The organism is Mesorhizobium caraganae, from assembly GCF_016836705.1.
Classification (GTDB): Bacteria; Pseudomonadota; Alphaproteobacteria; order Rhizobiales; family Rhizobiaceae; genus Mesorhizobium; species Mesorhizobium caraganae.
In genome coordinates, this window is record NZ_JAFCGY010000002.1 from 62,672 (window position 1) to 77,730 (window position 15,059).

Below are 15,059 nucleotides of genomic sequence, written 5' to 3' on the forward strand. Positions count from 1 at the left end.
AATTGCGCAAAACAAAGAGTTAGACAGGATCAGAAACGCATGCAGGTTCTGTCGGTCACGCCCGAAATCTTCCCGCTGATCAAGACCGGCGGATTGGCCGACGTGACCGGCGCATTGCCGATCGCTCTGGCCGCCAAGGGCGTGACGATGCGCACGCTCATCCCCGGCTTTCCCCAGGTGATGGACGCCTTCAAGAAAAGGAAGGCCGTCTACCAGTACCCGCTGTTGCAGGGCGGCAAGGCTTCAGTCCATGCCGTGAAGATTGCCGGGCTCGACCTGTTCGTGCTCGACGCGCCGCATCTCTACGACCGCCCCGGCGGCCCCTACGGCAACGCGGCCGGCGCCGACTGGCCCGACAATTGGCGGCGTTTCGCGGCGTTGAGCCAGGTCGGCGGCGATATCGCCGGCGGCGCCATTTCCGGCTACCAGCCCGATCTCGTCCACGCCCATGACTGGCAGTCGGCGATGACGCTGGCCTATATGCGATACGGCAAGGCGGTCGGGGTGCCGTCGCTGATCACTGTGCACAACCTTGCCTTCCAGGGCCAGTTCGGCGCCGGCATCTTCGGTGAGCTCGGCCTGCCGGCGGTGGCGATGGCGCTTGACGGCGTTGAGTATTATGGCGGCGTCGGCTTCCTCAAGGCCGGCCTGCAGGCCGCCTGGGCGATCACCACGGTGAGCCCGACCTACGCGCAGGAAATCCGCTCGCCCGAATTCGGCATGGGCCTCGACGGCCTGATCAACATGCGATCCTCGGACCTCTACGGCATCGTCAACGGCATCGACACCGACATCTGGAACCCCGAGACCGACAAGCATCTGGTGTCGGCCTATTCCGCGCAGACGCTCAAGGCTCGCCTTCCCAACCGGACGGTTGTCGAGGACCGTTTCAATCTGGAGCACGACGACAGCCCGATCGTCTGCGTCATCAGCCGGCTGACCTGGCAAAAGGGCATGGACATACTGGCAGCGGTGGTCGACGGCGTCGTCACCACCGGCGCGCGGCTGGCGATCCTCGGCTCGGGTGACGCCGGCCTCGAAGGCGCGCTGCTTGCCGCCGCCGCTCGCCATCGCGGCCGCGTCGGCGTTGTCGTCGGCTACGACGAGGGCTTGTCCCACACCATGCAAGGCGGCTGCGACGCCATCGTCATCCCGTCGCGCTTCGAGCCCTGCGGGCTGACCCAGCTCTACGGCCTGCGCTATGGCTGCGTGCCGGTCGTCGCCCGCACCGGCGGCCTTGCCGACACCATCATCGACGCCAACGAAGCCGCGATCTCGGCAGGTGTAGCCACCGGTTTCCAGTTCGCGCCCAACAATGGCGGCGCCATGCTGCACGCCATCCGCCGGCTGGTCGACGCGCATGCGAGTCCGGCGGTGTGGGAACAGATCCAGCGCCAGGGCATGAAAGCCGATGTCTCCTGGGACAAGAGCGCCGACAAATACGTTGAACTCTACCGCCTGTTGCTTTCGAAAAGGGTTGCCTGAAGCATGATCCGAACCGTTCCAACCAAACCTTATCTTGACCAGAAACCCGGCACGTCCGGCCTGCGCAAGAAGGTGCCTGTCTTCCAGCAGGAGCACTATGCCGAGAATTTCATTCAGTCGATCTTCGACGCGCTCGATGGCTTCAAGGGCAAGACGCTGGTGATCGGCGGCGACGGCCGCTTCTACAACCGTGAGGTCATTCAGAAGGCGATCGCCATGGCGGCAGCCAACGGCTTCGGCAAGGTGATGGTCGGGCAGGGCGGCATATTGTCGACGCCGGCCGCCTCGCATGTCATCCGCAAATACAAGACCTTCGGCGGCATCATTCTGTCGGCCAGCCACAATCCGGGCGGCCCGCATGAGGATTTCGGCATCAAATACAATGCCGGCAATGGCGGCCCGGCGCCGGAAAAGCTCACCGACGCGATCTTCGAAAAGACCAAGACGATTTCGAGTTTCAAGATCGCCGACATCGACCAGATCGACATCGACAAGATCGGCACCGTCGAGGCCAGCGGCATGACGGTGGAGGTGATCGATCCGGTCACCGACTATGCCGAGCTGATGGAAAGCCTGTTCGATTTCGACGCCATCCGCGCCAATTTCAAATACGGCTTTCGCATGCGCTTCGACGCCATGCATGCGGTCACCGGTCCCTATGCCAAGGAAATCCTCGAACGCCGCCTTGGCGCTGAGAACGGCACCTGCCGCAACTACAAGCCGCTGCCGGATTTCGGTGGCCATCACCCCGACCCCAACCTGGTCCACGCCAAGCATCTCTATGACGAGATGATGGGTCCGGACGCGCCGGATTTCGGCGCTGCCTCCGATGGTGACGGCGACCGAAATTTGATCATCGGCAAGGGCATCTTCGTCACCCCCTCGGATTCGGTGGCGATGCTTGCCGCCAATGCGCAACTGGCGCCGGGCTACAAGGACGGTCTCAAAGGCATCGCCCGCTCGATGCCGACCAGCGGCGCTGCCGACCGCGTCGCCGAAAAGCTTGGTATCGGCATCTATGAAACGCCGACCGGCTGGAAGTTCTTCGGCAATCTGCTCGATGCCGGCATGGCAACGATCTGCGGCGAGGAAAGTGCCGGCACCGGCTCCAACCATGTCCGCGAAAAGGACGGACTGTGGGCGGTGCTGTTGTGGCTCAATATCCTGGCGGTGCGCGGCGAAAGCGCCAAGCAGGTGGTCACCGAGCATTGGGCGACCTATGGCCGCAACTATTATTCGCGCCACGACTATGAAGAGGTCGAGACCGAACGCGCCAATGCCCTGGTCGACGAGTTGCGCGCCAAGCTCGCTTCGCTGCCTGGCACCAGCGTGCGCGGCCTGAAGATCGCCAACGCCGACGACTTCGCCTATCACGATCCGGTCGACGGTTCGGTGAGCAAGAACCAGGGCATAAGGATCCTGTTCGAAGGCGGCTCGCGCGTCGTCTTCCGCCTCTCGGGCACCGGCACTTCAGGCGCGACGCTGCGCGTCTATATCGAGCGCTACGAGCCGGACAGGGCGAGGCACGATCTCGACACGCAAGAGGCGCTCGCCGATTTGATTGCGGCGGCGGATGATATTGCGGGGATCAAGAGCCATACCGGCCGCAACAAGCCGAGCGTGATTACTTGAGAGTGGTGCGGCGCGCCTCTCCTTCTCCCCTTGTGGGAGAAGGTGGCCGAGCGAAGCTCGGCCGGATGAGGGGTGCTCCAGCTTGGCGCACACCATCGTTTCAAGCACCAATGCCTCATTCCTTCCAGCACCCCTCATCCGTCTCGGCGCTGCGCGCCGATCCACCTTCTCCCACAAGGGGAGAAGGAAAGCCGCGCCCATGACCCATCTCGGCGCAACCATCACCCGCGATGGCATCCGCTTCGCCGCCTGGTCGTCGTCGGCACGGCGTCTTTGGGTGTCGATCTTCGACGACACCGGCACCCACGAAACCGACCGGCTTGAGCTTCAGCCGGACGGCGAGGGCGTTTTTGCCTTGTCAGTCGCCGGCCTTGCCGGCGGCACCCGCTATGGCTTTCGCGCCGATGGCGACTATGCGCCCGAACGCGGCCTGTGGTTCGATCCCGACAAGCTGCTCACCGATCCCTACGCCATCGAAATCGACCGGCCGTACCAGTATCACTGGCGGCTCACGGCCAAACGCAACGAAGGCGCCGACACCGCGCAGCTCATGCCCAAGGCAATTGCCGTGGCTTCGCTCAAGGTCGTGCCGGCCAAGCCGCCGCTGTTCAAACCCGGCGGCCTGATCTACGAACTCAATGTCCGCTCCTTCACCAGGCTGCGCCCCGACGTGCCGGAAGTGCAGCGCGGCACCATCGCGGCACTTGCTCATCCCGCCATCATCAAACACTTGAAAAAGATCGGCGTCTCCGCCGTCGAACTGATGCCGGTGACGGGATGGATCGACGAGCGGCATCTGCCGCCGCTCGGCTTGAGCAACGCCTGGGGCTACAACCCGGTCACCTTCATGGCCCTCGACCCGCGCCTGGCGCCGGGCGGCCTGACCGAATTGCGCGACACGGTAGCTGCGCTGCGCAAGGCCGGCATCGGCACCATCCTCGATCTCGTCTTCAACCACACCGGTGAGAGCGATCGGCTCGGCCCGACGCTATCGCTGCGCGGCCTCGATGCCAGCGCCTATTACCGGCACGAGCCGGGCGGCAGGCTGGCCAACGACACCGGCACCGGCAACACGGTCGCCTGTGACCATCCGATCGTTCGGGAGATGGTGCTCGACACGCTCCGCCATTTCGTCCGCTATGCCGGCGTCGACGGTTTCCGCTTCGATTTGGCGCCGATCCTCGGCCGCGTCGATGGCATTTTCGATCCGGAAGCACCCTTGCTTCAAGCCATTGCTGGCGACCCGATCCTTGCCGATAGGGTGCTGATCGCCGAGCCCTGGGATATTGGCCCGAACGGCTATCAGCTGGGCGATTTCCGCCCGCCATATCTGGAATGGAACGACCGCTACCGCGACGACGTCAGGCGCTTCTGGCGTGGCGATGCAGGCGCCGTCGGTGCGTTGGCGACAAGGCTTGCCGGCTCGTCCGATGTCTTCGCCAAAGAACGGCGCAGCGCCAGCCGCACGGTGAATTTCATCGCCGCGCATGACGGCATGACGCTCGCCGACATCGTCGCCTATGAGGCCAAGCACAACCAGGCCAATGGCGAGAAGAACCGCGACGGCCACAATGAGAACCTGTCGTGGAACAATGGCGTCGAGGGCGAGACCCCTGACAAGGCGGTTGCCGAGGCCCGTTCCGGTGACTGCCGGGCGCTGCTCGCCACCTTGTTTGCCTCGCGCGGTACGATCATGCTGACGGCGGGCGACGAATTCGGCCGCACGCAAAAGGGCAACAACAACGCCTACGCACAGGACAACGCCATCACCTGGCTCGACTGGGCCGGGCGCGACCTCGTGCTGGAAGCCCATGTGTCGGCGCTCGCCGCACTGCGCCGCGCTGCGCCAGCGCTTTCTGACACGCGCTTCCTGACCGGGGAGCCGCCGACTGGTTCCGATGTGCCCGATGTCGCCTGGCTGACCGAGACCGGCGCGCCGCTTGGCGAAGCCGATTGGAACGACGCCGCGCGCCACCGTCTCATCATGCTGCTTGGCAATACAGCGGAAGGCCGCCTGGCCGTCATCGTCAATGGCGACCGCCGCCAATGCGTCTTCACGCTGCCCGTGCGGGAAGGGTTCCAATGGCAGCCGGCTGTTGTAACGCAGGCGATCGACCTTGCGCGCCCGCTGCCCGGCCGCAGTGTCAGTTTCATGATCGAGCGCCGGACCGCAAAGGCCCGCGCCAGGAAGGGTTCGTGATGGCCGACGACAATGCAGAGCAGGGGGCCGACTGGTGGCGCGGCTGCGTCATCTACCAGATCTACCCGCGCTCGTTCCAGGACACCACCGGCGACGGTAGCGGCGACCTCTCAGGCATCACATCGCGACTGGCGCACGTCGCCTCGCTCGGCGTCGACGCCGTCTGGCTGTCGCCCTTCTTCAAGTCGCCAATGGCCGACATGGGCTACGACGTATCCGACTATCAGGCGGTCGACCCGATGTTCGGCTCCCTGGAGGATTTCGACGCGCTGGTGGCCGAGGCGCACCGGCTCGGCCTGAAGGTGATCATCGACCAGGTGCTGTCGCATTCCTCCGACAAGCACGAATGGTTCGTCGAAAGCCGATCGAGTCGCGACAACCCCAAGGCTGACTGGTACGTCTGGGCCGACACCAAACCCGATGGCAACGCCCCCAACAACTGGCTGTCGGTCTTCGGCGGCCCTGCCTGGGATTGGGACGCGACCCGCCGGCAATACTACATGCACAATTTCCTGGCTTCACAGCCCGACCTCAATTTCCACAAAACGGAGGTCCAGGACGCGCTGCTCGACACGGTGCGGTTCTGGCTCGACCGCGGCGTCGACGGCTTCCGCCTGGACACGGTAAACTACTATGTCCATGACCGCTGGCTGCGCAGCAATCCGCCTTTGGCGTCGAGCGTCGCCGGCACCAATGGCGAAACCAACACCTATCTCTTCCAGGAACATCTGTTCGACAAGTCGCAGCCGGAGAACCTCGGTTTCCTCCGGCGCTTTCGCGCTCTGCTCGACGAGTATGACGGCCGCGCCAGTGTCGGCGAGGTCGGTGACGAAGGCCGCTCGCTGCAGACGCTGGCCGCCTACACCTCCGGCGGCGACAAGCTCAACATGTGCTACACATTCGACCTGCTCGGCGCGCAATTCTCGTCTGCCCATGTGCGCGGCTGCGTCGAGGCGTTTGAAACAGCGGTTGCCGATGGCTGGGTCTGCTGGGCGTTTTCCAACCACGATGTCGTGCGCCATGTCAGCCGCTGGACGCGGCCCGGCGGCGATCCGGATGCGGTGGCGAAATTCTCGATCGCTCTGCTCGCCTGCCTGCGCGGATCGATCTGCCTCTATCAAGGCGAGGAGCTTGGGCTGCAGGAGGCGGAACTGACCTTCGAGGATCTGCGTGATCCCTTCGGCATCCGCTTCTGGCCGACGGTCAAGGGCAGGGACGGCTGCCGCACGCCGATGGTCTGGGAAGCGGGCGCCGACAATGCCGGTTTTTCCTCGGCCAAGCCCTGGCTGCCGGTGCCTGCAATCCAGCGCGCCCGGGCGGTCGACGTCCAGAATGGCGACGAAAATTCCGTGCTCGCCGGCTACCGGAGGATGCTGGCCTTGCGCAAGGCATATCCGGCTCTCGTCAAGGGGGCGATCCGCTTTCTCGATACCGAGGGCGATGTCCTTGCCTTCATCAGGCAGGGCGAGGGCGAGACATTGCTCTGCGTCTTCAATTTCGCCGACGAGCCGGCCGACTGGCCACTGCCGCCGGATTTCGGGCCCGTCGTGGCGATAGCTCCGGGTGGCGGTGTGGTCCTACAGGAGGAGGGGCTGTCCCTGCCGGCGCTGGGCTGGTTTGTCGGACGAACCGGCTAGAGCGGTTCACCGTTTCACGGAAACGGCGAACCGCTCTATCTCTTTGTTTTCACGCAATTCCCAAGGGAAAGCGCTACGCGCTTTTCCCGGGAAAACCGCACACACTTTTCCTGGAATTGCTCTAACCTAGAGATCGGGCCTATTGCACCAGAACGGAGCGGCCGCAGGTCGCGCCGGTGACCCGGACATCGGCCTGGCCGACGCTCACACCGAGCGCTGCGAGCACATTGTAGACCAACGTGTCGACAGGCGCCGTCACGCTGTTCAGCAGCGCCACCACCGGCGGCTTCACGGTTCCCAGCAGAGTGCTGAGGTTGATCGGCAGGCCCAGCACGTTGGCCGTCAGCGACAGATCGCTGACCAACGACGTTGTCAGCGACTGCGTCAGGTTCTGCGTCGAGGCAGTCTTGATCGTCTTGGCGGTGATATTGGCATAGTCGAAGACAAGGTTGGTCGGATTGATGTTTTTCATCGCAAATGCCGCCGAGCCCTTCACCGACACGGGCGGGACGAGCAAAAGCTTCACTGCCGCGATTTCGGTAATGGAGAAAAGCTCATCTTTGGTGAAGTCGGCGAAGGCTCCGGGATTGCCGTCGGCGCTGCTGGCGGCAAGATGCGCCTCTACGACACCCGGAGTTGTGGCTACCGTGACCTTGATGCTCTCGGGACGGCCCGTCGGACAGCTTATGTCCGTCAGCTTGGCCTCCGCGTAGGCGATTTCGATATGCAGCGGCAGGGTGACGGAGAGCAGGCTGGTGCCGCCGCCGATATTGCTGTTGCCGACAGTGACCGACGCCAGAAGCTTGATGCGTGTCTGCGCGGTGCGCACCACGGTGCCGGCCTCGCCGACAGCCAGCCATGGCGAGGATTGCATCAGCTCGCCAATGGCGACGTTGAGCGTCGTGGCGGTGAGGCCAGGCACGGTGACGCCAAGGTCGAACTGGGCCTGGGTGGTGCCGTTTGCAAGGGAGGCTGCGGCCGTCAGCATTCCCATGGCGCTGGTATCGACACCCAGACCCGAGGGCTTTTGCCCGAGACCCAGGCGGCCGACCGAGCCGAGGTCGACAAGGTGGCTGAGCGGAATCTGGACCGTGCTGGTGGCCTTCGAGGCCACCGACTGCAAGGCCAGCTTGGCCGTGTTGCCAAGCCCTGGGACATTGGCCATGGCGGTTGCGATCTGGCCGATGCTCGCCTTTGAAGCCAGCACATCCGAATAGGATACACCGGTCATGTTCAACTGAACCGCGAGCGCGTCGACAAAGGAAAGCACGTTGATGTCGGCCGCGATCAGGGAATTATAGTCCATCACGCTGAGCGAGATGTTGCCGCCCACCAGTCCCTTGAGGAGCGCATTGAGCAGGCCGTCATTGACGCTGAGCAACCTCGAGCCGACCGAAAATGTCGCTTGCGCCTGGGCGTTTGCGGTGGCCGTCGTGCCGATGACCGGTGGGGCCATGAGCGAGGCGCCGAAATAGAGCGTGCCCTGCTTCTTCAGGAACACGCGCACGGCGTTGTAGGGCAGCTTGCCCGCTTCGAACCGGCTGCCGGCGGCGATCGAACTCAAACCGGTGTAGCGCCCCGGCACAATCTGGACCACCGCCTTGGTGGCTGTTGGCGCGACGGTTGTCCCGTCTTTCTGCACGGCAACCGAGCTGATGCCATTGTCTTTCAGCGTCGTCAGCACCGCCGTTTCAACGTTGGCAAGATTGGCCGCAGCAGTGATCGCCGCCAGGTCGACGATCGACTGCGCTGCGCGGCGCTCGTTGAATAGCGCACCTTGGTCGACGGCGAACCCCGTCAGGACCAGCGCGACGGGCGCGCAGAGCGCCGTCATGACAGCGAAATTGGCCCGCTTCTCGCGCAGCAGCCGCCGGCATATCTGCCACATTCCAGCAACGGTACTACGCATCAGATGCCCCCGACCCGGATCGTCGATTGGCGTTGAATGGTCATTCCCGGCATCGCCAGATTGGGGAACAGATTCCAGATCGGCAAATTCCGTGCGTCGTAGCTGACCGAGACCACGAACTGACTGCCATCGGCGACGCTGTCCTTGGCGTCGACCGTCAGTTTCGTGGCATCGACGAAGGGATAACCATTGACATCGTTGTTGATGAAGTTGGTCACCAGCGTCTTGCGTTCAGTGGCGTTCAGCCCCGCAATCGCCGTTCGCGCCGCATCCGCCGCGATTTGCTGGACCGAATGGCTGGCGCCGAAATAGATGCCATATGCAACCATTCCGAGTAGAAGCAGGATGAACAAAGGCGCCAGCATGGCGAATTCGATCGCCGAGGTCCCCGAGGCGTTCGCCCGGAAACGACACCACAAAGCGGGGAGTTTTGGGTTCTGCAGCATACTGCCGAGTATGCCAAACTTCGCTTGCAGAAACAGAAAATCGATAAAGCAACCGCAAGGTGCAGCCAGTTGAGTGGCATCTGAATTTTAGCTGGCACTATTTTAGCGCGGGACTACTAACTCTACGTCAAGCAGCGGGCGGTTGAAATAATATTTCCGTCTGTCTAGTGTCCTGCCACCAGCTGCCGGAAAGGGAACCGGCGGCGCGCTCAAAGGGGCCAGAAATCGGTTCCGGGGCGTTAACACTCGAAAGGCGCGAGCAGCTAAGCCGCGCCGCAGGGAGAGACTTCATGCTGAAAAATATGCTGAAGGCGACGCTGGTCGCCACAACCATGACCTTTGCTGCAGGCACGTTCCTGACACCGGCCCTTGCCGAGACCGTCTATAACAGAGGCAGCGCCGCCGAAGCGGAGACGGTCGATCCGCACAAGACCTCGACCGTCTACGAAGCCGATATCATACGCGACCTGTTCCAGGGACTGGTCATGCACGATCAGAAGACGAACCTCATTCCGGGCGCCGCCGAAAGCTGGACCGTATCGGATGACGGCACCGTATACACCTTCAAGCTTCGCAAGGACGGCTTGTGGTCGGATGGCAGCCCGGTGACGGCGGACGACTTCGTCTATTCCTTCCGTCGGCTGGAGGATCCGGCGACCGCCGCCGAATACGCTTCCATGCTCTATCCCGTGAAGAACGCCGAGGAAGTCAACACCAAGAAGGGCAAGCCCGAGGATATGGGCGTCAAGGCGATCGACGCCAACACCTTGGAAGTGACGCTGAAGGCGCCGACGCCATACTTCCTCGAGATGCTGACCCACCAGGCCACCTATCCGGTCAACAAGGCCTCGATCGACAAGCTCGGCGCCGATTGGATCAAGGCGGGCAATCTCGTTTCGAACGGCGCCTATACACTGGCTGAGTGGATTCCCAACGACCACATGAAGCTGGTCAAGAATCCGAAATTCTGGGACGCCGCGACCGTCAAGATGGACGTGGTCAACTACATCCCGACCGAAGACCGCTCGTCGGCGATGAAGCGCTTCGAGGCCGGCGAACTCGACAGCTACGGCGATCTGCCTACCGAACAGCTTGCTGACCTCAAGACCAAGTTCGGCGATCAGGTCCGTGTCGGACCGTATCTCGGCACCTACTACTATGCGATCAAGACCGACAAGGCGCCGTGGGACAATGTCGAGCTGCGCAACGCCATCTCGATGGCGATCGACCGGGACTTCCTCGCGGAGAAGGTCTGGCAGAATTCCATGCTGCCTGGCTACTCGATGGTGCCTCCGGGCATCGCGGGCTACACCCCGGCAATGGCTAAATACGCCGACATGTCGCAGATCGACCGCGAGGACGCCGCCAAGAAGATCCTCGAGAAACTCGGCTATACGCCTGAGCATCCTCTGAAGATGGAGATCCGCTACAACACCTCTGAAAATCACAAGAACACCGCGGTTGCCATCCAGGAACAGCTGAAGCCGCTTGGCGTCGAGATCACGCTGCTCAACACCGATACCAAGACCCACTATTCCTTCCTTGAGCAGAAGGGTAACTACGACGTGGCGCGTGCCGCCTGGATCGCCGACTACAAGGATCCGGAAACCTTCCTCGGCATCACACGCAAGGCGAGCGGCAACAACTATTCGAACTACAACAGCCCTGCATACGAGGCAGCCATGGACAAGGCCGCTGCCGCTGGCGGCAAGCCGGAAGAGCGCATGAAGGACCTCACTGAGGCCGAGCGCATCCTTGTCGATGACGTCGGTAACATTCCGCTTCTCTACTACAGCTTCCACGACATCGTTTCCTCGAAGCTGCATGGCTTCGACGACAATGTGATGGACATCCATCCGTCCCGCTTCATCTCCAAGGACTGAATCATCCTTGACTGGACCGCCGCGCCTCATCCGGGCGCGGCGGGCTGGTCGGTCATCGCATCGGTCCGAAAGTCGTGGTCGATTTTCGGCAAGCCCGGTGCGAAGATTTGGAGCGCCGGAGCGTGGCAATGCGTCCGCATGGACGTGTGGCGCTCTGGCCGAAGCGGGGCGCCGATGCTGCGATATATTCTCCGGCGGCTTCTGACCGCCATACCGACGCTATTCGTCATCGTGACGATGGCGTTCTTCCTGATACGCGTCGCACCAGGCGGTCCGTTTAATCAGGAGCGGGGCTTGAGCCCCGAGATCAGGGCCAATCTGGAAGCTCAGTTCGGCCTCGACGATCCGCTCTGGCTGCAATATGCCCACTATCTCGGCAATCTTTTGCGCGGCAATTTCGGGCCGAGCTACAATTTGCCTGACTTCACCGTCACCGAACTCTTCGCCAAGGGCTTGCCGATTTCGGTCCAGCTCGGCACCTCCGCGCTGATCCTGGCGCTTCTGCTCGGCTCGGTGCTCGGCACCATTGCCGCGCTCAACCAGAACAAGGTTGGCGACTACATGGTCATCGCGCTGGCGACAGCCGGCAGCACCATCCCCACCTTCGTCATCGCGCCGGTGATCCAGTTGGTGTTCGGATTGACCTGGAAGCTGTTGCCGATCGGCGGCTGGGGCGACGGCGCACTGATCAACAAGATCGGGCCGGTGCTGACGCTCGCTTTGCCGCAGATCGCCATTGTCGCCCGCCTGATGCGCGGTTCGATGATCGAGAGCTTGCGCTCGCATCATATCCGAACGGCGCGGGCGCTCGGCCTGTCGGACTGGTCGGTGGTGGTCAAGCACGCGCTGCGCGGCGCCATCCTGCCGATCGTGTCCTTCACCGGTCCGGCGGCCGCGGCGCTGCTCACCGGTTCGGTCATCGTCGAGACCATCTTCTCCATTCCTGGCGTCGGCCGCTATTTCGTCGATGCCGCGCTCAACCGCGACTACACGCTGGTGATGGGAACCGTGGTGGTGATCGCGCTCTTCACCATCGTCTTCAACCTGATCGTCGACGTCATGTATGCGGTCGTCGACCCGAGGGTGCGCTATGACTGATATCGCAGCCACCGCCGCTCCGCCGGCCGTTGTCGGCCGCTCGCTCTGGGGCGACGCATGGGCGCGGCTCAAGGCCAATCGCGCCGCCATGTTCAGCCTCTATTACCTTGCCTTCATTGGCGTCATCAGCGTGTTCGGCCCCTGGTTCGTACCGCATCAATACACCACCATCTATGCCGACTATGTGCGCACGCCGCCGAGCTTCAGCCCCTATCCACGGGCCGACATGATCGAGACGGCGCTTGACGATGCGATCAAGCGCATGCGCGTCGACATCAAGGAATGGAAACAGGACGGCGATCGCGTCACCGTCACCGTCACCTCGACCAAACCGATCGATGAGCGCAACATCCGCTATCTCGACCGCTCCGATGCCTTCGATAACACCAAGATAGAGAGCAAATCGGCCGACGGGCTCGAATTGACAATGACCGCGTCGGTCAAACAGCAGTATTTCCTGTTCGGCACCGACAACACCGGCCGCGATCTGTTGTCGCGCACGCTGATGGCAGGGCGCATTTCGCTGGCCATCGGCCTGCTTGCCGGTGTTGTCGCCGTGGTCATCGGCGTCCTTTACGGGGCGGCGGCCGGCTTTTCCGGCGGCAAGATCGACGAGGTGATGATGCGCATCGTCGACGTGCTCTATTCGCTGCCGTTCATCTTCTTCGTCATCATGCTGGTGGTGTTCTTTGGCCGCAACTTCGTGCTGATGTTCCTGGCGGTGGGTGCGGTGCTGTGGCTCGACATGGCGCGCATCGTGCGCGGCCAGGCGTTGTCGATCCGCCGTCAGGAATATGTCCAGGCCGCCGAGGCCATGGGCGTTGGCCAGCGCGGCATCCTGCTCCGCCATGTCATTCCCAACCTGCTCGGACCCGTGGTGATCTACATGACGCTCTTGGTGCCGCAGGTTATTATCCTGGAAAGCTTCCTGTCTTTCCTCGGCCTTGGCGTGCAGGAGCCGATGACCAGCTGGGGCGTGCTGATCTCGGTCGGCGCCAAGAACATCGGCACCGCCAACTGGCTGCTTTTGTTCCCGGCCTTCTTCCTCGTTTCGACGCTGTTTGCACTGAATTTCGTCGGCGACGGCCTGCGCGACGCGCTCGACCCGAGAGATCGATAAAGATGGGAACCGTTGACATGGCAACTCCCGAAACGATCCTCAGCGTCAAGGACCTTCGCGTCCGCTTCCGCACGCTCGACGGCGCCGTCGAAGCCGTCAAAGGCATCAACATCCACGTCAATGCCGGCGAGACCGTCGCCGTCGTCGGCGAATCCGGCTCCGGCAAGAGCCAGACGATGATGGCGGCAATGAGCCTGCTGGCTTCCAACGGCGAGGCGACGGGTCACGTCGACTATCGCGGCCGCAATCTTTTGACCATGACCAAGAGCGACCTCAACAAGGTGCGCGGCGCCAAGATCAGCATGATCTTCCAGGAGCCGATGACCTCGCTCGATCCGCTCTATTCGATCGGCAACCAGCTGATCGAACCGATCCGCAAGCATCGCGGGCTGAACGCGGCCGAGGCGCGCGAGGAGGCGCTCAAGCTGCTCAGGCTGGTGCATATTCCCGACCCCGAACGGCGGATGAAATCCTATCCGCACGAAATGTCGGGCGGCCAGCGCCAGCGCGTCATGATCGCCATGGCGCTGGCCAACGACCCCGATATTCTGATCGCCGACGAGCCGACGACGGCGCTCGACGTCACCATCCAGGCGCAGATCCTGACGCTCCTCGCCGAACTGCAGCGCAAGCTCGGCATGGCCATCGTCTTCATCACCCACGACCTCGGCATTGTCAGGCGCTTTGCCGACCGCGTCTATGTCATGCGCTATGGCGAGGTGGTCGAGGAGGGCGAGGCCGAAGCGCTATTTGCCAACCCGCAGCATGCCTATACGAAAATGCTTCTGGCCGCCGAACCGACCGGCACCAAGGCACCGCCGCCGGCCAACGCGCCGGTGCTGCTCGAAGGCAGGAATGTCGAAGTGACCTTCAAGATCGGCGGCGGCTTCCTCGCCGGCGAACCGCTTCTTTTGCGCGCCGTCGACCACATTTCGATCCGGCTGAAGCGCAACCAGACGATCGGCATTGTCGGCGAATCCGGTTCGGGAAAATCGACGCTCGGCCGCGCTTTGCTCAGGCTGTTGCCGAGCGACGGCGTCATCCGCTTCGGCGATCGGGATATTTCCACCGCTGACCGCCAGGCAATGCGGCCGCTGCGGCGTGAGATGCAACTCGTCTTCCAGGATCCGTTCGGCTCGCTGTCGCCGCGCATGACTGTCGGCCAGGTCATCACCGAAGGGCTTCTGGTGCATGAGCCGAACCTGTCAGGCAAGCAACGCGATCAGCGCGCCGTCGAGGCCTTGCTCGAGGTCGGCCTCGACCCCAATGCCCGCAACCGCTACCCGCACGAATTCTCAGGCGGCCAGCGCCAGCGCATTGCCATCGCGCGCGCCATGATCCTGAAGCCTAAACTGGTGGTGCTGGACGAGCCGACCTCGGCGCTCGACCGGTCGGTGCAGAAACAGATCGTCGAGCTCTTGCGCAAGCTGCAGGCCGACCACGAACTGTCCTACCTCTTCATCAGCCACGATCTCGCCGTGGTGCGCGCCATGGCCGACTACATCATCGTCATGAAGCAAGGCAAGATCGTCGAGGAAGGCCCGACGGAAGAGATATTCAGCAACCCGCAGGCAGCCTACACACAGACGCTGATGAACGCGGCGATCGATGTGACGCGGTTCCGGTTGAGTGCTTGAGGCGTGAAGTGA

The 15,059-nt window shown here is 62.8% G+C and carries 10 protein-coding genes; 8 read left to right on the forward strand and 2 right to left on the reverse strand.

The window, feature by feature from the left end; genetic code table 11:
* Window positions 1-39 precede the first annotated feature (39 nt).
* From glgA to bglA, 4 genes are all read left to right on the forward strand, one after another.
* Window positions 40-1,485 (forward strand): glycogen synthase GlgA, encoded by a 1,446-nt coding sequence (gene glgA / locus JQK88_RS07900; RefSeq protein ID WP_192256467.1) that lies wholly within the window; start codon window positions 40-42, stop codon window positions 1,483-1,485.
* Between the two features lie 3 nt (window positions 1,486-1,488).
* A complete protein-coding gene (locus JQK88_RS07905; RefSeq protein ID WP_203278004.1) occupies window positions 1,489-3,117 on the forward strand; it encodes an alpha-D-glucose phosphate-specific phosphoglucomutase in 1,629 nt (542 codons plus the stop codon).
* A gap of 199 nt (window positions 3,118-3,316) precedes the next feature.
* The gene (gene glgX, locus JQK88_RS07910; RefSeq protein ID WP_192256471.1) at window positions 3,317-5,317 is read left to right on the forward strand and encodes a glycogen debranching protein GlgX; all 2,001 of its coding nucleotides are present in this window, start codon (window positions 3,317-3,319) and stop codon (window positions 5,315-5,317) included.
* The gene (gene bglA / locus JQK88_RS07915; RefSeq protein WP_203278005.1) at window positions 5,317-6,954 is read left to right on the forward strand and encodes a beta-galactosidase BglA; all 1,638 of its coding nucleotides are present in this window, start codon (window positions 5,317-5,319) and stop codon (window positions 6,952-6,954) included. Before glgX ends, bglA begins: the two co-directional genes overlap by 1 nt.
* Window positions 6,955-7,093: 139 nt before the next feature.
* Here bglA and JQK88_RS07920 read toward each other — a convergent pair whose 3' ends face one another.
* Both JQK88_RS07920 and JQK88_RS07925 read right to left on the reverse strand, forming a co-directional pair.
* Window positions 7,094-8,863 (reverse strand): pilus assembly protein TadG-related protein, encoded by a 1,770-nt coding sequence (locus tag JQK88_RS07920; RefSeq protein ID WP_203278006.1) that lies wholly within the window; start codon window positions 8,861-8,863, stop codon window positions 7,094-7,096.
* Window positions 8,863-9,309, reverse strand: a complete 447-nt coding sequence (locus JQK88_RS07925) for a TadE/TadG family type IV pilus assembly protein (RefSeq protein ID WP_192256477.1) — start codon at window positions 9,307-9,309, stop codon at window positions 8,863-8,865. The genes JQK88_RS07920 and JQK88_RS07925 overlap by 1 nt, the downstream gene beginning before the upstream one ends.
* A 290-nt stretch (window positions 9,310-9,599) precedes the next feature.
* Here JQK88_RS07925 and JQK88_RS07930 point away from each other — a divergent pair, with 290 nt between their 5' ends.
* From JQK88_RS07930 to JQK88_RS07945, 4 genes are all read left to right on the forward strand, one after another.
* Window positions 9,600-11,192 (forward strand): peptide ABC transporter substrate-binding protein, encoded by a 1,593-nt coding sequence (locus JQK88_RS07930; RefSeq protein ID WP_192256479.1) that lies wholly within the window; start codon window positions 9,600-9,602, stop codon window positions 11,190-11,192.
* Window positions 11,193-11,366: 174 nt separating this feature from the next.
* Window positions 11,367-12,290: an ABC transporter permease gene (locus tag JQK88_RS07935; RefSeq protein ID WP_192256481.1), complete on the forward strand. Its 924-nt coding sequence runs from the start codon at window positions 11,367-11,369 to the stop codon at window positions 12,288-12,290.
* Window positions 12,283-13,410, forward strand: a complete 1,128-nt coding sequence (locus JQK88_RS07940; RefSeq protein WP_192256483.1) for an ABC transporter permease — start codon at window positions 12,283-12,285, stop codon at window positions 13,408-13,410. The genes JQK88_RS07935 and JQK88_RS07940 overlap by 8 nt, the downstream gene beginning before the upstream one ends.
* Window positions 13,411-13,427: 17 nt before the next feature.
* Window positions 13,428-15,047, forward strand: a complete 1,620-nt coding sequence (locus JQK88_RS07945) for an ABC transporter ATP-binding protein (protein ID WP_192256485.1) — start codon at window positions 13,428-13,430, stop codon at window positions 15,045-15,047.
* The last annotated feature ends 12 nt before the right edge of the window (window positions 15,048-15,059 follow it).